Annotated in this window: 20 protein-coding genes; 5 read left to right on the forward strand and 15 right to left on the reverse strand. The window is 72.7% G+C overall.

Translation table 11 applies throughout. The features are described 5' to 3' along the window. Positions 1-74: 74 nt before the first annotated feature. The 5 genes from ACFY29_RS06900 to ACFY29_RS06920 form a co-directional block, all read right to left on the reverse strand. Positions 75-1,019, reverse strand: coding sequence for an RNA polymerase sigma-70 factor (locus ACFY29_RS06900; RefSeq protein ID WP_386984003.1), 945 nt, complete (start codon positions 1,017-1,019; stop codon positions 75-77). Positions 1,020-1,052: 33 nt separating this feature from the next. Continuing rightward, on the reverse strand, positions 1,053-1,712 hold the full coding sequence (locus ACFY29_RS06905; protein WP_355605105.1) for a GNAT family N-acetyltransferase: 660 nt from the start codon (positions 1,710-1,712) through the stop codon (positions 1,053-1,055). Between the two features lie 225 nt (positions 1,713-1,937). After that, positions 1,938-2,687 carry a DUF2470 domain-containing protein gene (locus ACFY29_RS06910; protein ID WP_355605102.1) on the reverse strand — a complete coding sequence of 250 codons (750 nt, stop codon included), beginning with the start codon at positions 2,685-2,687 and terminating at the stop codon, positions 1,938-1,940. Between the two features lie 97 nt (positions 2,688-2,784). Continuing rightward, the gene (locus tag ACFY29_RS06915) at positions 2,785-4,566 is read right to left on the reverse strand and encodes an ABC transporter ATP-binding protein (RefSeq protein WP_355605099.1); all 1,782 of its coding nucleotides are present in this window, start codon (positions 4,564-4,566) and stop codon (positions 2,785-2,787) included. Positions 4,567-4,681: 115 nt separating this feature from the next. Then, positions 4,682-6,568 carry an ABC transporter ATP-binding protein gene (locus ACFY29_RS06920; protein ID WP_386984006.1) on the reverse strand — a complete coding sequence of 629 codons (1,887 nt, stop codon included), beginning with the start codon at positions 6,566-6,568 and terminating at the stop codon, positions 4,682-4,684. Positions 6,569-6,742: 174 nt separating this feature from the next. Here ACFY29_RS06920 and ACFY29_RS06925 point away from each other — a divergent pair, with 174 nt between their 5' ends. The 3 genes from ACFY29_RS06925 to ACFY29_RS06935 all read left to right on the forward strand — a co-directional run bounded on the left by ACFY29_RS06925 (position 6,743) and on the right by ACFY29_RS06935 (position 10,411). Beyond that, the gene (locus ACFY29_RS06925) at positions 6,743-7,372 is read left to right on the forward strand and encodes a TIGR03085 family metal-binding protein (RefSeq protein ID WP_355605093.1); all 630 of its coding nucleotides are present in this window, start codon (positions 6,743-6,745) and stop codon (positions 7,370-7,372) included. 126 nt (positions 7,373-7,498) lie between these two features. Continuing rightward, the gene (locus ACFY29_RS06930; RefSeq protein WP_386984009.1) at positions 7,499-8,446 is read left to right on the forward strand and encodes a terpene synthase; all 948 of its coding nucleotides are present in this window, start codon (positions 7,499-7,501) and stop codon (positions 8,444-8,446) included. 138 nt (positions 8,447-8,584) lie between these two features. Continuing rightward, entirely contained in the window at positions 8,585-10,411 is a 1,827-nt protein-coding gene (locus ACFY29_RS06935; protein ID WP_328418851.1) for a long-chain fatty acid--CoA ligase, read from the forward strand. Positions 10,412-10,460: 49 nt separating this feature from the next. Here ACFY29_RS06935 and ACFY29_RS06940 read toward each other — a convergent pair whose 3' ends face one another. Beyond that, entirely contained in the window at positions 10,461-11,774 is a 1,314-nt protein-coding gene (locus tag ACFY29_RS06940) for a low temperature requirement protein A (protein ID WP_386984011.1), read from the reverse strand. A 126-nt stretch (positions 11,775-11,900) separates the two neighbouring features. After that, positions 11,901-13,358: a PLP-dependent aminotransferase family protein gene (locus ACFY29_RS06945; RefSeq protein ID WP_355605085.1), complete on the reverse strand. Its 1,458-nt coding sequence runs from the start codon at positions 13,356-13,358 to the stop codon at positions 11,901-11,903. A gap of 59 nt (positions 13,359-13,417) precedes the next feature. On the opposite strand from ACFY29_RS06945, the gene ACFY29_RS06950 reads away from it, so the two are divergent. Both ACFY29_RS06950 and ACFY29_RS06955 read left to right on the forward strand, forming a co-directional pair. Beyond that, positions 13,418-14,080, forward strand: a complete 663-nt coding sequence (locus ACFY29_RS06950) for a YitT family protein (protein WP_386984013.1) — start codon at positions 13,418-13,420, stop codon at positions 14,078-14,080. Between the two features lie 101 nt (positions 14,081-14,181). Continuing rightward, on the forward strand, positions 14,182-14,643 hold the full coding sequence (locus tag ACFY29_RS06955; protein WP_328418854.1) for a hypothetical protein: 462 nt from the start codon (positions 14,182-14,184) through the stop codon (positions 14,641-14,643). Positions 14,644-14,649: 6 nt separating this feature from the next. On the opposite strand, the gene hisF is transcribed toward ACFY29_RS06955, so the two are convergent. The 8 genes from hisF to hisH form a co-directional block, all read right to left on the reverse strand. Further along, a complete protein-coding gene (hisF, locus tag ACFY29_RS06960; protein WP_355605079.1) occupies positions 14,650-15,417 on the reverse strand; it encodes an imidazole glycerol phosphate synthase subunit HisF in 768 nt (255 codons plus the stop codon). Positions 15,418-15,491: 74 nt separating this feature from the next. Continuing rightward, positions 15,492-16,490 carry an NADP-dependent oxidoreductase gene (locus tag ACFY29_RS06965; protein ID WP_386984016.1) on the reverse strand — a complete coding sequence of 333 codons (999 nt, stop codon included), beginning with the start codon at positions 16,488-16,490 and terminating at the stop codon, positions 15,492-15,494. A 47-nt stretch (positions 16,491-16,537) separates the two neighbouring features. Continuing rightward, positions 16,538-16,969 carry an organic hydroperoxide resistance protein gene (locus ACFY29_RS06970; protein ID WP_355605148.1) on the reverse strand — a complete coding sequence of 144 codons (432 nt, stop codon included), beginning with the start codon at positions 16,967-16,969 and terminating at the stop codon, positions 16,538-16,540. A 5-nt stretch (positions 16,970-16,974) separates the two neighbouring features. Further along, the gene (locus tag ACFY29_RS06975) at positions 16,975-17,421 is read right to left on the reverse strand and encodes a MarR family transcriptional regulator (protein WP_328418857.1); all 447 of its coding nucleotides are present in this window, start codon (positions 17,419-17,421) and stop codon (positions 16,975-16,977) included. 92 nt (positions 17,422-17,513) lie between these two features. After that, positions 17,514-17,903, reverse strand: coding sequence for a RidA family protein (locus ACFY29_RS06980; RefSeq protein WP_355605071.1), 390 nt, complete (start codon positions 17,901-17,903; stop codon positions 17,514-17,516). After that, positions 17,900-18,625: a bifunctional 1-(5-phosphoribosyl)-5-((5-phosphoribosylamino)methylideneamino)imidazole-4-carboxamide isomerase/phosphoribosylanthranilate isomerase PriA gene (gene priA, locus ACFY29_RS06985; protein ID WP_328418859.1), complete on the reverse strand. Its 726-nt coding sequence runs from the start codon at positions 18,623-18,625 to the stop codon at positions 17,900-17,902. The genes ACFY29_RS06980 and priA overlap by 4 nt, the downstream gene beginning before the upstream one ends. Before the next feature lie 14 nt (positions 18,626-18,639). Next, a complete protein-coding gene (locus tag ACFY29_RS06990; RefSeq protein WP_328418860.1) occupies positions 18,640-18,963 on the reverse strand; it encodes a hypothetical protein in 324 nt (107 codons plus the stop codon). 36 nt (positions 18,964-18,999) lie between these two features. Continuing rightward, entirely contained in the window at positions 19,000-19,632 is a 633-nt protein-coding gene (gene hisH / locus ACFY29_RS06995) for an imidazole glycerol phosphate synthase subunit HisH (RefSeq protein WP_386984020.1), read from the reverse strand. Between the last annotated feature and the right edge of the window lie 47 nt (positions 19,633-19,679).

Genomic DNA, 19,679 nt, shown 5'->3' on the forward strand with positions numbered 1-19,679 from the left:
ATTCGCCACTTGAACCGGGCGGTCCGCCGTTTGCTGACAGGCAGGAGCGTGATGTGAAGCACCTCACACGAGGGTCAGAACGCCTCGAACAGCGGTCGTCCGTGGTCAGAGGCCGCAAACCGCTCGGTCGCGCGCTCCAGCTTGTCGGGGTTGACCTGGCTACGGACGGCGGCGACGCCCTCGGCGGTGACCTGCAGGCACATGACGCCGACGACCCGGCCGTCCACGACGGCCACGGCGGCGGGATCACCGTTGGCGGTCCAGGCGTAGACACCGGGCGAGCCGCCGACCACGGCCCGCTTGGCGGCGGCGGGTTTGAACAGTCCCCACAGGAACCGCGCGACCGCGTGGGCTCCCTCGATTGCCTTGGCGCGGGCCGGAACCTTCCCGCCGCCGTCGCCGATCGAGATCGCGTCCGCGGTGAGCAGCCGCACGAGCGGCCCGGTCTGGCCGCTGGTGGCGGCAGCCAGGAACTCCTCGACGATCCGCCGGGCGGCAACCCCGTCAATCTCGGTACGGGTCTTGCCGTCCGCGACGTGCTTCTTCGCGCGATGGAGGATCTGCTGGCAGGCGGTCTCGGTGATGTCGAGGATCTCGGCGATCTCCCGGTGCGGGTAGTCGAAGGCTTCCCGCAGCACGTACACGGCCCGCTCCTTGGGGGACAAGCGCTCCATGAGGGTGAGGACCGCGTACGAGACCGATTCGCGCTGCTCGGCGGTGTCGGCCGGGCCGAGCATCGGGTCCCCGGCGAGCAGCGGCTCGGGAAGCCACTGGCCCACATAGGTCTCGCGCCGCGCCCGCGCGGAGGTGAGCTGGTTGAGGCACAGGTTGGTGAGCACCTTGGTCAGCCAGGCTTCAGGCACCTCGATACGTGCGACATCGGCGGCCTGCCAGCGTAGGAACGTCTCCTGCACGGCGTCCTCGGCCTCCGTGGCGGAGCCGAGAAGCCGGTACGCGATGGCCTCCAGACGATGCCGGGAGCCCACGAACCGGTCAACATCGTCCGAGGCCATGGGCATGGCTCCGATCCTAGGCGAGTCGGTGGCAGACGGTTACGCACGCTTCCGCATGACGGTGGGTAGGAGCAGCGCCTCGGCGCCGACCGGTCGGAAGCCGGCAGCGTGGAACGCGCGGATGCTGCGCGCGTTGCCCGCGGCCTGCTGCGACCAGACCGGTTCTCCGGCCGGTACGAGGTGGCGGGCGGCAACGGCCAACGCGCGGCCCAGCCCTTGGTGGCGTGCCTGCTGGTCCACCTCGATCGCAGTCTCCCAGCGGCCCGCTACCCCGCGACCGAGGATGACGAGCCCGCCGTCGGCGGCCCAGACGCGCACGTCGTCCCGACGCAGACGTGCTCTAACCACCCGGGGGTGGTCCGGGTCGGCTATTTCGCGCAGCCGTACTGGTGGCTCTCCAGCCAGCGATGTCGCCACTGTCAGCAGGTCGATGGTGTCGGTGGATCGGCCGGTGCGATCGAGCAACGCGGTGAGGAAGCGTGGGTTCATCGTGGCTGCCAGCTCGTCACAGGCGAGGTCGGCCACGATCGTGTGCACCCAATGCGGGTCTTCGTCGGTGAACACCACTGAGTGCGCGGTGAAAGCGATCACCCCGGCATCTCGTCGGTTGGGTTGCGGGATCACAGTCGTGCCACCGTCTGGCGGTGGGAACCGCCCGCCAGCCGCCGCGTCCAGAATCTCCGCCAGTGTCTGGCCCATGCCGTTGGCTCCTCCCGATGCTTCCCGAGCCGGTCGCTGATGGCCACGACGCGGTCATCGACCCGCACGTGTCATCGTCGCTGAGTACGCAACCGTGGCAGACGCCACCGTGGGCACGGTGGCCGTGCCGATTGCGGCAAGGGCCCGAGGCCGAGTGTGAACGCGGTGATGCTCAGATGGCCCGCGCCCGGGGCCGCTCTCCGGCCACTTCCAGTGCCTGCCGGGCTAGTACGGCGGGCGGGCCTCGGCCGGGAGGCGCAGCGACGGCAGCAGGCCGGCCAGCTCGTCCGGGTCGGCCACCGGGCCCGGGAAGGCCAGCCGGACCCGCCGCCGGGCGCCGGGGCGGCCGAGGATGACCACCAGCCCGTAGCGGTCGATGCGCACCACCCGAGGCGGCCCGTCGGGCGTCTGCTCGGTCAGCCCGAGCTGCCGGCGCAGATACTCGGTCACCTGCGAAGCATCGCGCTCGGCGAGGTCGGCCAGCAGCCGCGCCTCGACCGGGTGCACCGGGTCCGGCTCGGCCTCGGCGTACTCCCCCGGGTCGATCCGCTGCACGACACCGGCACGCTCCCAGCGAACCTCGACCACCTCGAAGCGGAACAGCCGGAACCGGACGCCCAGGTCGAGCAGGTCGCCGGTCGGGTCCACCACGGCGAAGTCGACCGCCGCGCTGCGGGCCTCCGCGCCGTGCAGCTCGGCGGCCCAGCCCGAGACCCAGGCACGGCCCAGGCCCGGGGCGCCGGCCGCGGGCGGCAGGTCGAGCACGTCGAGGACCACCGCCACGTCGCCACCCCCGGCGACCGGTCGCAGCGCGGCGGCCAGGTGACTGGCCACCGGCACCAGGAGCAGCACCCGGCCGTCCGGATCGGTCACGTGCCGGGCGTGGTGCGGGCCCGGCCGATGGGCCAGATGGACGAGACCGGGCAGCCGGCCGGCGACGAGGGTACGAACGATCTCGGCGGGGCTGGGCCGCATGGGCGCGACCTCCTTCAGAGGTTAGGCTTACCTAACCGGAGCGTAGAGCACGCGGCCGATGGCGTCCACCGTCTCGGCGCAGGTGGACGCCGGTCCGTTACCGGGTCTGCTCCAGCCACGAGGCGTACAGCAGGCCGTAGATCGAATCGGGGTCGCGAACCAGTTCGTCGTGCGGGCCGCGCTGCACGATCCGCCCCCGGTCCACCACGATCACCTCGTCGGCGGCCTGCGCCGTGGAAAGCCGGTGCGCGATCGCCAGGGTGGTCCGGCCCCGGGTCACCGCGTCCAGGGTGCGTTGCAACCGCACCTCCGTCGCCGGGTCGACCGCGCTGGTCGCCTCGTCCAGCACCAGCAGGTCCGGATCGGCCACGTACGCCCGGGCCAGCGCGACCAACTGCCGCTCCCCCACGCTGAGCGCCTCCCCGCGCTCGCCGACCGGAGTGTTCAGGCCAGCCGGCAGGCCGTCCAGCCAGTCCGCCAGGCCCAGCTCGGTGAAGGCGGCACCGAGCTGCTCGTCGGTCAGCTCCGGCCGGGCGAACCGGACATTGTCCCCCACTGTCGCGTCGAACAGGAACCCGTCCTGCGGCACCATCACCACTCGCGAACGCAGCGAGTCGAACCGGACCTCCGCCAGCGGAACCCCGGACAGCAGCACCGCGCCCGCCGACGGATCCATCAGCCGGGTGAGCAGCTTGGCGAACGTGGTCTTGCCGCTGCCGGTCTCGCCGACCACCGCCACCCGACTCTTCGCCGGGATCTCCAGGTCGATGTCCTGCAACACCGGCGGGCCACCGGGATAGGCGAACCGCACCCCGGCGAACCGGATGTCCAGCGGCCCGCCCGGCAGGTCCCGCCCCTGCTCCCCCGGGTCAGCCACGTCCGGAGCGACATCCAGCACGTCCAGCACCCGACGCCAGCCCGCGATCGCGTTCTGCGCCTCGTTGAGCACCTCGGTGGCGATCTGCACCGGCTGGATGAAGAGCGTCACCAGGAAGAGGAACGCGGTCAGCTGGCCGATCGACAACGTGCCGTCCACCCCCAGCGTCACCCCGAGCACCACCACGCCGGCCAGCGCCACCCCAGCCGCCAGCTCACCGACCGAGCTGCCCACGATGCTGATCCGGATCGCCCGCTGCTGCGCCAGGCGCTGGCTGTCGATGGCGTCGTCCAGCCGCCGCGCGGTCCGGCCCGCGATGCCGTACGACCGGATCACCGGCGCACCCACCACGCTCTCGCCGATCGCGCCGAGCAGCGTGCCGGTGCGCTGACGGACCGTCGCGTACGCCGCGCCGAGGCGGCGCTGCAACTGCCGGATGATGAACACCGCCGGCAGGAACGCCACCAGCACCACCAGGGTCAACTGCCAGGAGTACGCGAGCATGACGATCGTGGTGACCACCAACTGGCCGAGGTTGACCAGCAGGATCACCCCACCCCACTGGAGGAACTGGGTGATCTGGTCGACGTCGCTGGTCACCCGGGAGACCAGCGAGCCACGCCGCTCCGACTGCTGGTGCAGCATCGACAGGTCGTGCACGTGCCGGAACGCCCGGGTCCGCACGTTGGCCAGCGCCGTCTCGCTGACGGTGAACAGCCGGCGCATCATCAGGTAGCCGCAGAGCGTGGTGACCGCGAGGATCGCCGCGGTGATCACCGCAACCGACCAGACCACGTCCAGGTTCAGGCCGCCGACGATGCCGCGGTCGATGCCCTGCTGCACGGCGACCGGTACGGCCACCCGGCCGACCATGTAGACCAGCGCCAGGGCCAGCGTGCCGGCCAGCCCGGTCCGCAGCTCCGGCGAGAGCGCCAACCCCCGGCGCAGGGTCTGCCAGGTCGTCTCCACCCGCTCTGCCCGCTCATCAGTCTGCGCGCTCACCGGGCCAACCTTTCGTTCGCGACTGCGGGGCTCCGCTGCGCTGCACTCCTCGCGCTCACCGGGGCTGACCTTTCGTTCGCGACTGCGGGGCTCCGCTTCGCTGCACTCCTCGCGCTCACCGGTCCACCTCGATCTCCAGGCCCGACGGCAGCGGGGCGACCTCTTCGTCGTCGTACGAGCGCTCCTGCGCGCGCTCGACCTCCGCCTGCTCGTAGGCGGTCACCAGGTCGGCGTAGCCGGGCACGGTGGCCAGCAGCTCGGTGTGCGTACCCCGGGCCACCACCCGTCCCTGCTCCACGTAGATGACCTCGTCGGCCATCGCGATGGTGGCCCGGCGGTACGCCACCACCAGGATCGACGCGGCCGGCACCCCCGGCTGGGACGCCGACGAGCGCAGCCCGGCCAGGATGGCCGCCTCCACCCGGGGGTCAACGGCGCTGGTCGCGTCATCGAGCACCAGCAGGCGCGGCCGGCCGGCCACCGCGCGGGCCAGAGTGAGCCGCTGCCGCTGGCCGCCGGAGAGCGAGGTGCCCCGCTCGCCGACCATGGTGTCCAGCCCGTCGGGCAGCGCCGCCACGAACCCGTCCGCCTCGGCGAGCCGCAGCGCCGCCCAGACGTCCTCGTCGTCGATCCCCGACCGGTCGAGGGCGATGTTGGCCCGGACCGTGTCGTCGAAGACGAACGGCACCTGGGCGACCAGGGCCACCGTGCCGGCGAGCGACGCGGCGGTCAGCTCGCGCACGTCCACCCCGTCCAGCTCGACGGTGCCGGCGTCCGGGTCGACCAGTCGCACCGCCAGCGAGGCGATGGTGGACTTGCCGGCGCCGGTCGGGCCGACCAGAGCCACCGTCCGCCCGGCGGGCACCGTGAAGCCGACCTCTCCGAGCACCTGCGCACCGGACTGGTGCGCCTCGGCGGGCGGGTAGGAGAAGTGCACGTCGGTGAAGGTGAGGGCGGCCGGGCCCGGGGTGGCCGGGTCGAGAACCACCCGCCCGTACGGCATCTCGCCGGTGGCGTCGAGGACCCGGCGGACCCGGTCCCAGCCGGCGACGCTGCGCGGCAGCTCGGCCAGCACCCAGCCGATGGCCCGCACCGGGAAGGCCAGCACGGTGAAGAGGAAGGCCACGCTGACCAGCTCCGTGACGCTGATCGCGCCCTGCCGCAGCCGGAACGCCCCGACCACCAGCACGGCCAGGGTGCCGAGGCTGGGCAGCGTCTCCAGCAGCGGGTCGAAGACGCCGCGCAGCCGGCCGACCGCGATCAACGCGTCACGCAGCTCACCGGCCCGACCGGCGAACCGGGCGGTCTCCTGCGCCTCGCGGCCCATCGTCTTGACCACCAGGGCACCGTCGAAGCTCTCGTGGGCGATCCCGCTGACCTCGGCGCGCAGCCGCTGAGCCCGGGCCTGCCGGGGTGCCATCCGGCGAGAGTAGACCACGTTGAGCGCGAACAGCGCGGGGAAGACCGCGAGGCCGACCAGGGCCAGCGCCCAGTCGGTGGCGAACAGCGAGACGATCGCGCCGACCAGCATCACCAGCGTGCCGACCGCGAAGGGCAGCGGCGCGATCGGGTACCAGGCAGCCTCCACGTCGGAGTTGGCGTTGGAGAGCAGCGTGCCGGTGGCGTTGCGGTGGTGCCAGGACAGCGGCAGGTCCAGGTAGCGGCGGGTGACGCGGCGGCGGTAGGCCGCCTGGAGGCGGTACTGCATATAGCCGGCGCCGAGTCGGCGGCCGAAGATCCCCACCACCCGCAGCACGCTGATCCCGAACAGCGCGACCGCGGCCAGCGCCAGGGTGCCGGTTGCCACCTCGCCGCGGGCGATGGCCGGTACCACCACGTCGCCGACGACCCCGCCGACCACGTACGCGCTGACGATGACCATCGCGCCGAACAGCACGCTGCCGACCACCGCCACCGTGAAGATCCGTGGCTGCTCCCGGATCGCCTGCCGGAGAACCCCCAGCCCCCGGCCGAGCACATCCCGACTTGTCTTACTCGCCACGCTCTCCCCCGCCGTAAGCCGCAATTATCTCCCTCATCCTTACCGGTCCGGACCACCCCTGCCGACTCGGACCGGATATGTCGACCGTCACGTACCGGACGGCGGGACCGGCTCGACGTCGACGCGAGATCCGCCGGCGCGCGCTCACGGGCCCCCGGGCCTACCATCGGGGCCATGCCGCGGTATGCCCGAGCCGAGCGCCAAGCGCTGGCCGACCTCATGCTGGCCCTCGGGCCCGACGCTCCGACGATCAACGAGGGCTGGGCCACCCGCGACCTCGCCGCGCACCTGGTGCTGCGGGATCGCCGCCCGGACGCGGCCAGCGGCCTCGTGCTGGCGCCGCTGCGTGGGTACGCCGAACGGGTCCGTCTCCGGCTCGCCGCCCAGCCCTATCCCGAGCTGGTGGCGCAGGTGCGCCGGCCGCCGGTGTGGAGCCCGGTCAGCAACCCGGTGACCGACGAACTGGCCAACACGCTGGAGTTCTTCATCCATCACGAGGACGTGCGGCGGGCCGGCTCGGGATGGCTGCCGCGCGAGCTGTCGCCCGGCCTGCAGGCCGCGCTCTGGAAGCGGGCCGCCCCGATGGCCCGGCTGGCGCTGCGCCGCTTCCCTGCGGACCTGTACGTGCAGGCGCCCGGGCACGGCGAAATCTCGGTCGGCCGCGGCGGTGAGCCGCTGCGGGTGGTCGGCGCCCCGGCCGAGCTGGCCCTGTTCCTCTCCGGCCGGCAACGGGTGGCCCGCGTCCAGTTGGACGGCCCGGCCTCCTCCGCGCAGCAGCTGCGTAACGCCAGCCTGGGCATGTAACTTTCTGTGCCTGATCGGTCACTTTCCGGTACGGAACGACCCGCACCCAATGATCCCGACCGATCCCTACTCCCGTACGCTTCACCGCGCCGTTCCGCGCCGGGGCGGCACGAGTGGGGGCGGACCATGCGGAGTTTCGCAATCTCGGCGCTGGAGGAGCCCCCCTTCCCGGCGGGGCGCCATGAGGCCACGGATCGGGTGGCGAGCGAGAGCGTCGAGTGGGCGCGCGTGTTCGGGCTGGTCGATTCCGGACACCGAGTTCACCGGCTGCAACGGGCGGATGCTGCCGGCCTGGCCGGCCGGGCCTGCCCGGACGGGCCGGTGGACGGGTTACGGCTGCTCACCGACCTGATCTCCTGGCTCTTCGTGATGGACGACGCCTGCGACGAGGACGGCCTCGGCGCCGACCCGAGCCGGCTGGCACCGGCGATCGGCACCCTGCTCGACGTGCTGGACCGGTGCGGTGACCCGGACATCGTGCCGTCCGCCGTTGGGCCGCTGGGTGACGCGCTGCACGACCTGTGCCGCCGCGCCCGGGCGCTGGGCCACCCGGCACTGCTGCTGCGGCTCGTCAGCCAGTTGCGGGAGTACCTGCTGGCGCTGCTCTGGGAGGCGGCCAACCGGGAGCGCCGGCGGGTGCCCGAGGTGGCGGAGTACGTCCAACTGCGCCGACACATCGGCGGCGTGCACCCCTGCCTCACCCTGACCGACCTCGCGTCGAAGGAGCCGTCCGGGTCGGCCCGACGCGCCGATCCGGCACTGCTCACCCTGGACCTGCTGGCGGTCGACCTGGTCTGCTGGTGCAACGACCTCTTCTCCTACGGCAAGGAGAGCCAGGTCGACCCGGACGCGCACAACCTGGTGACGGTGATCGCCCAGGAGAGCGGCACGGACGAGGCGGATGCCCTGCGGGCGGCGGCGGACCGGTTCAACCGGCGGCTGGCGGCGTACCTGACCGTGGAGGAAGCGCTGCTGGCCGGCGGGGACGACGGGTTGCGCCCCGCGCTCGCCGCCCGGCGCAACTGGGTCCGGGCCACCTACGACTGGTCACTCGTGGCCGCCCGGTACGCCTGATCTGGCCGTACCGGTTGGTGGGATGGCACCCCCGGACGATCACCGGGGCTAGCCGATGTCCGGTGACAGGCAATACCCTTCGGTAACCACTTTGACGTGACGACCGTCACGTCACCACCCCCGAAGGCGGCTACAGCGATGGCTCTCGATGTCCCGTACCGCTCCATCCCGGACATGTTCCTCAAGCGCGTGGCGGCCACCCCCGACCGGCACGCGTTCGCCTCCCCCAACCCCGACAATTCGGGTCCCGTCTGGCTGACCTGGGACCAGGTCGGCCAACGCGCCAAGGCGGTCGCCGCCGGCCTGCACGGCCTGGGCGTCGGCCAGGAGGATCCGGTCGCGATCCTCGCCAACACCCGGCTGGAGTGGGTGATCGCCGACCTCGGCATCATGTGCGCCGGCGGGGCGACCACCACCGTCTACCCGACCACCGAGCCGACGGACGCGACCTACATCATCGCCGACTCCGGTTCGAAGGTGCTGTTCGCGGAGAACCCGGCCCAGGCCGCCAAGATCGCCGGCGCCGACCTGCCCGCGCTGACCCACGTGGTGCTGCTCGACGGCGTCGCCGACGAGGCCGCCGCGATCCCCCAGCTCACGCTCGCCGACCTGGAGGAGCGGGGCACCCGTGCACTGGCCGCCGAGCCGGATCTGATCGACATGCTGGTGGCCGGCATCGGCCCGGAGCACCTGGCCACCCTGATCTACACCTCCGGCACCACCGGTCAGCCCAAGGGCGTCGAGCTGCTGCACGGCGGCTGGTGCTGGGAGGCCGTGGCGCAGGCCGAGGTCGGGCTGCTGCGCGACGACGACCTGCAGTACCTGTGGCTGCCGCTGGCCCACTCGTTCGGCAAGACGCTGCTCTGCGGCGCCATCCACGTCGGCCTGCCCACCTATGTGGACGGACGGGTGGAGAAGCTGGTCGACCTGCTCTCGGTGATCCGGCCGACGCTGATGTGCGGCGCTCCCCGGGTGTTCGAGAAGGTCTACAACAAGGCGGTGACCACCGCGCAGGGCGGCGGCGGCGCGAAGGCGAAGATCTTCGCCTGGGGCGTCCGGGTCGGCAAGGCGAAGGTGGCCCTGGAGCAGGCCGGCAAGCCGGTGCCGGCCGGGCTGAAGCTGCGCTACGGGGTGGCCGAGAAGCTGGTGTTCAGCAAGCTCCAGGCCCGCCTGGGCGGTCGGATGCGCGTACTGGTCTCCGGTGCCGCTCCGCTCAGCCCGGAGATCGCCACCTTTTTCGCCGCCGCCAACCTGCCGATCTCCGAGGGCTACGGCCTGACCGAGACCAGCGCCGGCAACTTCGTCAACCCGCCCTCGGGGTTGCAGATCGGCACGGTGGGCCGGGCGATGGGCGACCTGGAGTGCCGGATCGACACCGACGGCGAGATCCTGGTCCGTGGCCGGCCGGTGATGCGCGGCTACCACAACCTGCCGGAGGAGACCGCCGCCGCCTTCACCGAGGACGGCTTCTTCCGCACCGGTGACATCGGCAGCCTCGACGAGCAGGGCTACCTGCGGATCACCGACCGGAAGAAGGACCTGGTCAAGACCTCGGGCGGCAAGTACATCGCGCCCTCGCACATCGAGGGGATGTTCAAGGCGATCTGCCCGTACACCTCGCAGGCGATCGTCGTCGGGCAGGCCCGCAACTTCTGCACGATGCTGGTCACCCTGGACCCGGATGCGATCCAGGGCTGGGTCGCTGGCGGCCCCCTGGAGGGCCGCGACTACTCCGCCATCGTCTCCTCGCCGGAGGCCCAGGCGATGGTCGAGGAGTACGTCGCCCAGCTCAACGCCAAGCTCAACCGCTGGGAGACGATCAAGAAGGTGGCGATCCTGCCGCGCGACCTGACCATCGAGCACGGCGAGATCACCCCGTCGTTGAAGATCAAGCGCCGCGGTGTGGAGAGCAACTTCGCCGCCGAGATCGACAAGATGTACGCCGGCACCCTCGCCGAGCTCTGAGCCGACCGTCGGTGGCCTCGCACCCGCCCGGGTGCGGGGCCGCTGGCGTTCACAGGTGCCGCCCCCGCCAGTGCGTCTGGTCGGCCTCGGCGGCCAGTTGCTCGATCAGCGCCACCTCGCGCACCTGCCGGCGCAGCGTCGCGTCCACCACCGTCTGCACCACGGTGGCCGCCAGGACGACCAGACCGAGCAGCCCCAGCGCGAGCAGCTCCGGCAGTCGGGCCGCGACCGGCATCAGCACGACGATCAGCCCCACCGCCACGGCCGACGGCCAGCGCAGGGTGTCGAGCCCACGCCACCCGAGGGCCACCAGCGCCAGCAGGTACAGGGCCACCCCGCCGTACAGGGTCAGCAGGTCGAAGCCGGGCAGCGGCACACCCCAGCTCGGCGTGGACGGGTCTGCCGCGTCGGCGAGCAGCCCCTTGAGGCCCAGCGCGAACAGAATCGTCCCGGCCACCATCGGCAGGTGCAGGTAGGTGTACGCGCTGCGGGCCAGCGCGCGGCGCTGGTCCTGATCACGGGTCCGGTGCAGTCGCTGCTCCAGCGCCAGGGCGAGGGTGTCGAAGTACGCCCACCAGAGCGCGGCGACCACGGCGATGCCCAGTACCGCCGCGATGATCACCGGCCAGGTCAGCGGTAGGCCGGTGATGAACCCGGGGCCGAGCCCGAGCGAGATGATCGACTCACCGAGTGCGACCAGAATGATCAGCGCGTGCCGCTCGGCCCAGTGTCCAGCCGAGACGAGCGTCCATCCGCTGCGGCGGAGCAGCAGGCCGAAGCCGTACTCGACGGCGATGGCGACCAGCCACAGCGTCAGCCGGATGCCGGACCCGATCGGCACGTCGAACAGCCGCGGCGGCAGCAGCGGGGCGCTGACGATCAGCGCGGTGGAGATCAGCACCGGCACGGCGAGCAGCAACGAGCGGCGGCGCAGCCGCGGGTCGTACCGGACCACCCAGCCGAAGATCGCGACCTGGAACGCGCGGACCAGGAAGTAGCAGGTCACGAAGACCAGCGGGCCATACAGGCCGCCAGGCGCGTCGCGGAACGCCTGCGGCATGCTCAGCGCGAAGACGAACGCCGCGGCCATGCTGGCGAAGCCGACCAACGGGACGATGCCCTGGTCGGTGCGCACCACGTTGCCGAAGGCGGCGAAGCTGGTCCAGCACCACCAGAGCAGGGCCAGCACCAGTAGGCAACGGATCAAGCCGGCTGCGTTCGGATTGTCGGCGGTCAGCGTGGTGACGTTGAGGAAGGCGAAAACGAAGACCAGGTCGTAGAAGAGTTCCAGCCGGTTCGTGCGGGAACCCGGGGCGCCGGGCCGGATCCCGCGCGACCACCGGACCCCGCCTTCGCCGCCCATCCCGGCAGTCTGTCAGCACGGGGCGGACCGGCAGGCCCGATTGGATGACCTCGGCAGGCGGCCGGCTGCCCTGCGGGCGGGCCTGCCGATTTCTCGGCTCAGCGGGACGCGGGTGTGCGCCGGGACTCAGGCGATGACGGCTGGCTCCCGCCAGCGCTGCCGGCCGGTGCGGTCCAGGTCGTAGCGGACCGCGGCGATCCGCCCCACGGCCTCCACCAGGTCGGCGGCAGGCAGGGTGAACGGCAGCCGCAGGAACCGCTCCAGGGTGCCGTCGAGGCCGAACCGAGGACCGGGCGCCAGCCGGACGCCGACCTCCTCGGCAGCCCGGGCCAGCGCGCTGGAGACCGGGCCGTCCAGCTCGGCCCAGAGCGTCACACCGCCACGCGGCACGGTGACCCGCCAGTCCGGCAGCCGGTGCGCCAGCGCGCCGAGCAGCGCGTCGCGCTGGGCGGCGAGCTGGACGCGGCGGCCCGCGACGATGGCCGCCGCGTCGGCGAGCAGGTGCACCGCGACCAGTTGGTCCAGCACGGGGCTGGCCATGTCCACACCGACCCGGACGGCGGCCAGCCGCTGCACCTGCGGCGCGGAGGCGCGTACCCAGCCGATCCGCAGGCCACCCCAGTACGGCTTGCTCATCCCGCCGATCGTGACCACCCGGGAGTGCCGGTCGAAGGTGGCCGTCGGCGGGGGTAGCTCGGTGCCGTCCAGTGGCAGGTCCACGAAGGACTCGTCGATGACCAGGTCGGTGCCGACGGCGTGGGCGGCGGCCACCACCCGCTCACGCAGCGACGCCGGCATCAGGTGCCCGGTCGGGTTCTGGAACTCCGGGATCAGGTAGGCCAGCTTGGGCCGGGTCTGCCGGAGGCTGCCCAGCAGCAGATCGGACTCCCAGCCGCCGGCGTCGGCGGCCAGGCCGTGAGTGGTGATCCGGGCCCGCCGGCCGGCCAGCGCGGCGAGGGCGTTGGGGTAGGTCGGGGACTCGACCAGCACACTGCCGCCGGGAGCCAGGGCGAGCCGCAACACCAGGTCCAGTGCGTGCTGGGTGCCGCTGGTGACCATGATCTGGTCGGCCGAGGTGGGTAGGCCCCGGGCGGTGTACCCGTCGGCCACGGCCTCGCGCAGCTCGATGATGCCGGTCGGGTGGTAGCCGGCCCCGCCCAGGTATCGAGGCAGGTCCTCGGCGGCGGCCCGGGCCGCCGCCAGCAGTTGCGGCGGGGCGGCCAGCGCCGCGACGCCGAGGTCGATCATCTCCCGGTCGTCCAGCGGGGTCCAGAGGCCGGTGCTGGCCACCCGGTGGTTGCCGGGCAGCATGGTCCAGCTCCCGGCGCCCCGACGGCTGGCCAGGTGCCCGGTCTCGCGCAGCTGCCGGTACGCGGCGGTGACCGTGGTGCGGCTGATCCGCAGCGCCTCGGCCAGCTCCCGTTCGGCCGGCAGGCGGACACCCAGCGGTAGCCGGCCGTCGGCCAGCAACCCGCGCACCGTGCTGGCCAGGGCGGCGTAGTCAGGGCTGCGCCGCCGACCCGGCAGGGCATGCCACTGCCCGAGCAGGCGGGCCAATTGGACGCCCCTCAGCTCACCCGCCATGGCCACTCCTCCGATATTGGCTTCTCCCTCCGGGAGGATTGGCACCTAGGGTGGCATGCATGGCACTGATTGGCAATCTCCGGCACCGGCCGGCGCGACGGTTGGCCCAGCTCTACGTCGGGCTGGTCCTCTACGGGGTCAGCATGGCCCTGATGATCCGCTCCGGCCTGGGCCTGGACCCGTGGGACGTGTTCCACCAGGGGTTGTCCGAGCTGACCGGGCTCTCCTTCGGCACGGTCACCATCGCGGTCGGCGCGCTGGTGTTGCTGCTCTGGATCCCGCTACGGCAGCGGCCCGGTCTCGGCACGGTCAGCAACGTGGTGGTGATCGGCCTGGTGGTGGACGCCACACTGGCCCTGCTGCCGTCCGGCGGCCCGCTCGGCGTGCGGATCGCGCTGCTGGTTACCGGGATCGTCGCCAACGGGGCCGCCACCGGCATGTATCTCGGCGCCCGGTTGGGCCCGGGCCCGCGCGACGGGTTGATGACCGGCTTCGTGGCCCGCCGGCCCGGCTGGTCGATCCGGCTGGTGCGCACGGTCATCGAGGTCACCGTGCTGGCGCTGGGCTGGCTGCTCGGCGGCACGGTCGGCCTGGGGACCGTCGCGTACGCGCTGGCCATCGGTCCGCTGGCCCAACTCTTCATCCCGCTGTTCGCGGTGCCCGAACCGGACACCGCCGCACCCGCTCCGGCGACCGCCGCGCCGGCCGCGCCGGCCGTCTGAGCCCTCACCGACCGTTCGCGGACCGGCACGCCACGGTGGTGCGGCGGGCCGGATGGTGGGTGGGTGTTCCCTTCCGCGACGCTCGCCGTCATCATCTCTGCATGGGGGAGAACGGTTGGCGCTGGACCGATGCCTGGATCTTCGTGTCGCTGGTCATCGCGAGCGGGGCGGGGCGGCACCGTCGGTCGGCCACCAGCCGCCGGCCGGAGGGCGTCCGCCTGACCGACGTGCTCTCCACCGCCGATCACCTCAATCACGCGATCCCGCAGCGCCACGAGGTGGAGGCCGCGGTCCAGCGGCTGGTCGGCGCCGGGCTGGTCAGCGTCACGGACGGCTGGTTCCGGATCACCGCCGACGGCGAGCAGCTCTGGCGCACCAGGCCGCGCGCCGGGGTGGCGACCATGGTGGACACCGTGCAGGGCGTGCTGAGCCGCCGGCACGCGCCGGCCAGCGCCGACTGGAGCCTGGACGAGGCCGACCACGCGGCGGCCGTCCAGGAGTACATGGTCCGCTCGATCCCCACCCCCCGGCGTTCGCCCGAGGGTCAGTCCGGCGGGTACTGACCGGGCTCAGCGCACCGGGTGGCCGCCGCGGCGCAGCACGTCCTTGACCTCGGCCACGGTCAGCTCGCCGAAGTGGAACACGCTGGCGGCGAGCACCGCGTCCGCGCCGGCGGCGATCGCCGGTGGGAAGTGCGCCACCTCGCCGGCGCCGCCGCTGGCGATCACGGGCACGTCCACCACCGCCCGTACCGCGGCGATCAGTTCCAGGTCGAAGCCCGCCTTGGTGCCGTCGGCGTCCATCGAGTTGAGCAGGATCTCCCCCGCGCCCAGCTCGGCCCCTCGCTGCGCCCAGTGCACCGCGTCGATCCCGGTGCCGCGCCGGCCGCCGTGCGTGGTGACCTCGAAGCCGCTGGGCGTGCTGCCGGCCGGGGCTCGGCGCACATCGAGGGAGAGCACCAGCACCTGCCGGCCGAACCGGTCGGCGATCTCGGCGATCAGCTCCGGCCGGGCGATGGCTGCGGTGTTCACGCCGACCTTGTCCGCGCCAGCGCGCAGCAGAGTGTCCACGTCAGCGACCTGCCGGATCCCGCCGCCGACGGTCAGCGGTATGAACACCGACTCGGCGGTGCGGCGCACCACGTCGAGCATGGTGCCCCGGTCGCTGGAGGACGCGGTGACGTCGAGGAAGGTCAGCTCGTCCGCGCCGGCCCGGTCGTAGGCGGCGGCCAGCTCCACCGGGTCGCCGGCGTCGCGTAGGTCGAGGAAGTTGACCCCCTTGACCACCCGCCCGGCGTCCACGTCCAGACAGGGGATCACACGCACCGCCACCGTCATGCCGCGAAGCCTATCCTCCGCGCACGGCACGGCGGCCGACCCGTTCGGGCCGACCGCCGTGAACGAGGTCTGGGTCACACCCGGACGAGCATCTTGCCCAGGTTCTCGCCGCGCAACAGGCCGAGGAACGCCGCCGGGGCGTTCTCGATGCCGTCCACGATCGTCTCGTCGTAGGAGAGCTGGCCCTCGCGCAGCCAGCCGGCGACGTCCCGGACGAACGCCTCCCGCACGTGGCCATGGTCGCGGACCAGGAAGCCGCGCAGGGTGAGCCGCTTGCCGATGACCAGCGCCAGGTTGCGCGGCGCGGCCGGCGGCTCGGTGTCGTTGTACTGCGCGATCATCCCGCAGATGGCCGCCCGGCCGTGCAGGTTCATCGCCGAGATCGCCGCCTCCAGGTGATCGCCGCCGACGTTGTCGAAGTAGACGTCGACGCCGTCCGGGGCGGCCGCCCGCAACGAGTCGCGGACCGGCCCGTCGTGGTAGTCGAACGCGGCGTCGAAGCCCAGCGCCCGCAGCCGCTGCACCTTGGCCGCCGAGCCGGCGCTGCCGACGACTCGGCCGGCGCCCTTGAGCTTGGCGATCTGGCCGACCAGGCTGCCCACCGAGCCGGCCGCGGCGGAGACGAAGACCGTCTCGCCCGGCTTCATCGCGGCCACCTCGAGCAGCCCGGCGTACGCGGTCATCCCGGTCATGCCCAGCACGCTGAGGTACGCACCGACCGGGGCCAGGCTCGGGTCGACCTTGCGGGCGGCGCTGGCGTCGAGCAGCGCGTACTCCCGCCAGCCCAGCCCGTGCAGCACGGTGTCGCCGACCGCGACGTCGGCGGCCTCGCTGGCCACCACCTCGCCGATCGCCCCGCCGTCGAGTGGCGCGTCGAGCGCGTACGGCGGCACGTACGACTTGACGTCGTTCATCCGGCCGCGCATGTACGGGTCAACCGACATGTACTGGTTGCGGACCACGATCTGGCCCGGGCCGGGCGTCGGAACGTCGGTCTCGACGAGCCGGAAGGTCTCCTCGGTGGGCCAGCCCTGGGGGCGGCTGGCCAGGTGGATCTCACGGTTGCTGGTCACGGGGGTGGTCGTCCTCTCGTCCGCGGTCGGGGCCTGGGTCGGCGACGTCACGCCGCCAGGGTCTCGCGGACGGTCAGCGTGACATCGACGTTGCCGCGGGTGGCGTTGGAGTACGGGCAGACCTGGTGGGCCTGCTCGACCACCTGCTCGGCGAGCTCCCGGGGAACGGCGGGCAGGTCGACGACGAGCTGCACGGTGAGCCCGAAGCCGCCGTTGCCGTTGGGGCCGATGCCGACCTCGGCGGCGACGACCGACCCGGTCACGTCGGCCTTGGCCCTGCGGCCCACCAGCCGCAGCGCGGAGTGGAAGCAGGCCGCGTAGCCGGCGGCGAAGAGCTGCTCGGGGTTCGCGGCACCACCGGCGCCACCCATCTCCTTCGGCACGGCAAGGTCGAGGGCGAACGTGCCGTCGGAGGTCTCGACGCGGCCGTCCCGGCCGTCGCCGCTGGCCGTGGCGGAAGCGGTGTAGAGCACCTGCATGATGGTCACTGCTCCTTCTGTCGATGGATGGTGTCGGTGACCCGGGTGAGGGTGTCACGCAACGCGACAAGCTCGTCGATGCCCAGCCCGGTGGCCTGGGCGATCCGCAGCGGGACGTCGCAGAGCTGCTGCCGCAGCGCGCGGCCCTGCTCGGTGAGGCCCACCTCGACCCGCCGCTCGTCGCGCGCCGACCGCCGCCGCACCACCAGGCCCGCCCCCTCCAGTCGCTTGAGCAGCGGGGAGAGCGTGCCGGAGTCCAGCTGCAACTCGGCACCGAGCTCGGAGACCGTGGGGGCGTCGTCGGGGCGCTCCCAGAGCACCAGCAGCACCAGGTACTGCGGGTAGGTCAGCCCGAAGCCGTCGAGGATCGGCCGGTAGACGTCGGTCAGGGCGCGCGACGCGGCGTAGAGCGCGAAGCACACCTGCCGGCGCAGCACCAGGTCATCGGTCACCGGCAAACCGTAGCCCACAATTAAGTTGTGCACAACCTATCGGGCCGAGGTTCGGCCAGGACGGCGATCACCGCGGGACCACCACCACCGCCTCAGCGGTCGGCGAGATACGCCTCCAGCTCCACCTCGACCAGGTGCTCCGGGTCCAGCAGGCCGGCCACCACCACCAGCGTCGCCGCCGGCCGGACCGCGCCGAAGACCGCGTTGTGCGCCCGACCAACCTCGTCCGCGTGCAGCCGATCGGTCACGTACATCCGGGTACGGACCACGTCGCCCGGCTCCGCGCCCACCTCGGCGAGCGCGGCCAGCCCGATCCGCAGCGCCTGTGCGGTCTGCGCGGCCGGGTCCCCGACGTGCACCACCCGGCCGTCCACCGTGGCCGTGCAGCCGGCCGTCCAGGCCAGATTGCCGGCCCGGACCACCCGGGAGTAGCCGTACCGCTGCTCCCACGGCCCGCCCGAGCCGAGACGGGTGACCGTCACGACTCGGCCAGCGTCCGCAGCGCCTCGGCCACCGTGAAGGCGCCCGCGTAGAGCGCCTTACCGGCGATCACGCCCTCCACCCCGAGCGGCTCCAGGGCGGACAGCGCCCGCAGGTCGTCCAGCGTGGACACACCACCGGAGGCGATCACCGGCCGGTCCGTACGACCGCACACCTCGCGCAGCAGGTCCAGGCTCGGCCCGCGCATGGTGCCGTCCTTGGTGATGTCGGTGACCACATACCGGCAGGCGCCCGCCTTGTCCAGCCGCTCCAGCACCTCGTACAGGTCACCGCCGTCGCGGGTCCAGCCGCGTGCGGAGAGGGTACGGCCGCGCACGTCCAGCCCGATGGCGACCCGGTCGCCGTACTCCCCGACCACCCGGTCGCACCAGACCGGGTCCTCCAGGGCGGCGGTGCCGATGTTCACCCGGGCCGCCCCGGTGCCCAGCGCCGCGCGCAGCGACTCGTCGTCGCGGATGCCACCGGACAGCTCCACCTTCACGTCGAGCTGGCGCACCACCTCGGCGAGCAGGTGCGCGTTGGTCCCCCGCCCGAACGCCGCATCCAGGTCGACCAGGTGGATCCACTCGGCGCCGTCGCTCTGCCAGGCCAGCGCGGCGTCCAGCGGGTCACCGTAGATGCTCTCGCTTCCGACGGCGCCCTGCACGAGCCGGACGGCCCGGCCGTCGGCGACGTCCACGGCGGGTAACAGGGTGAGGCTCAACGTCTTCTCCTCGATCAGGTACGACGGTCCAGGGCGATCACGACGATCGCCGGCAGTACGAGCAGCAGCAGCGCGATCAGCGCGATACGCAACGCCAGATCGTCCACGAACGTCCAGAGCAGGATCACCGCCGCCGCGGTGAGCAGCACGATCGCGGCCCGCTCACCCCGGGTGTGCCGAGCCAGCCGACCGGATCGGCCCCGCCGCACCTGCGGCGTCAACCGGCGGACCAGCGCCCGGCGGCGCTGCCGGCGGGCCACCCGGCGCTGCCGGACCGCCCGCTCCCGGGCCTGCTCCGCCTCGCGCTCCGCCCGACGACGGGCCCGTTCCCGGCTCACCGCGAGCCCCATCGGGCGGGCGCCGGGCGTTGGCGCTCAGCCACCGCTGGGCAGCGTGGCGAGCCAGTTGCGCAGCAGCGCGGCACCGGTGTCGGCGGACTTCTCCGGATGGAACTGAGCCGCCGACAGCGAACCGAGCTCCACCCCGGCGACGAAATCGGCCTCGTGGTGGGCCGTGGTCACCACGGCGCCAGCGGCGGCCAGCGCGGACGGGTCGCCCACCGCGTACGAGTGGACGAAGTAGAACCGGCTCTGCACCGGCAGACCAGCGAAGAGCACCGACTCCCGCGGCGCCCGGACCGTGTTCCAGCCCATGTGCGGCAACCGGGTGGCGGCCAGCCGGGTAACCCCGCCGGGCAGCAGCCCAAGCCCCTTGGTCACCACACCGTGCTCGTCGCCGTGCTCGAAGAGCACCTGCATGCCCACGCAGATGCCGAGCACCGGCCGCCCGGCGGCCACCCGCTCGGCGATCACCGGGCCGGCGCCGAGCGCCTCGATCCCGGCCATGCACGCGGCGAAGGCGCCCACCCCCGGCACCACCAGACCATCCGCGGCAGCAGCAGCCGCCAGGTCGTCGGTCACCCGCACGGCCGCGCCGGCGGCGGCCAACGCCCGCTCCGCCGAGCGCAGGTTGCCCGAGCCGTAGTCGAGCACCACCACGTCGCTCATGTCGTCAACCGTCTCACGCTCACCCGGCGCCACCTCTCGTTCGCGAC

Source organism: Micromonospora sp. NPDC000668, from assembly GCF_042897975.1.
Classification (GTDB): Bacteria; Actinomycetota; Actinomycetes; order Mycobacteriales; family Micromonosporaceae; genus Micromonospora.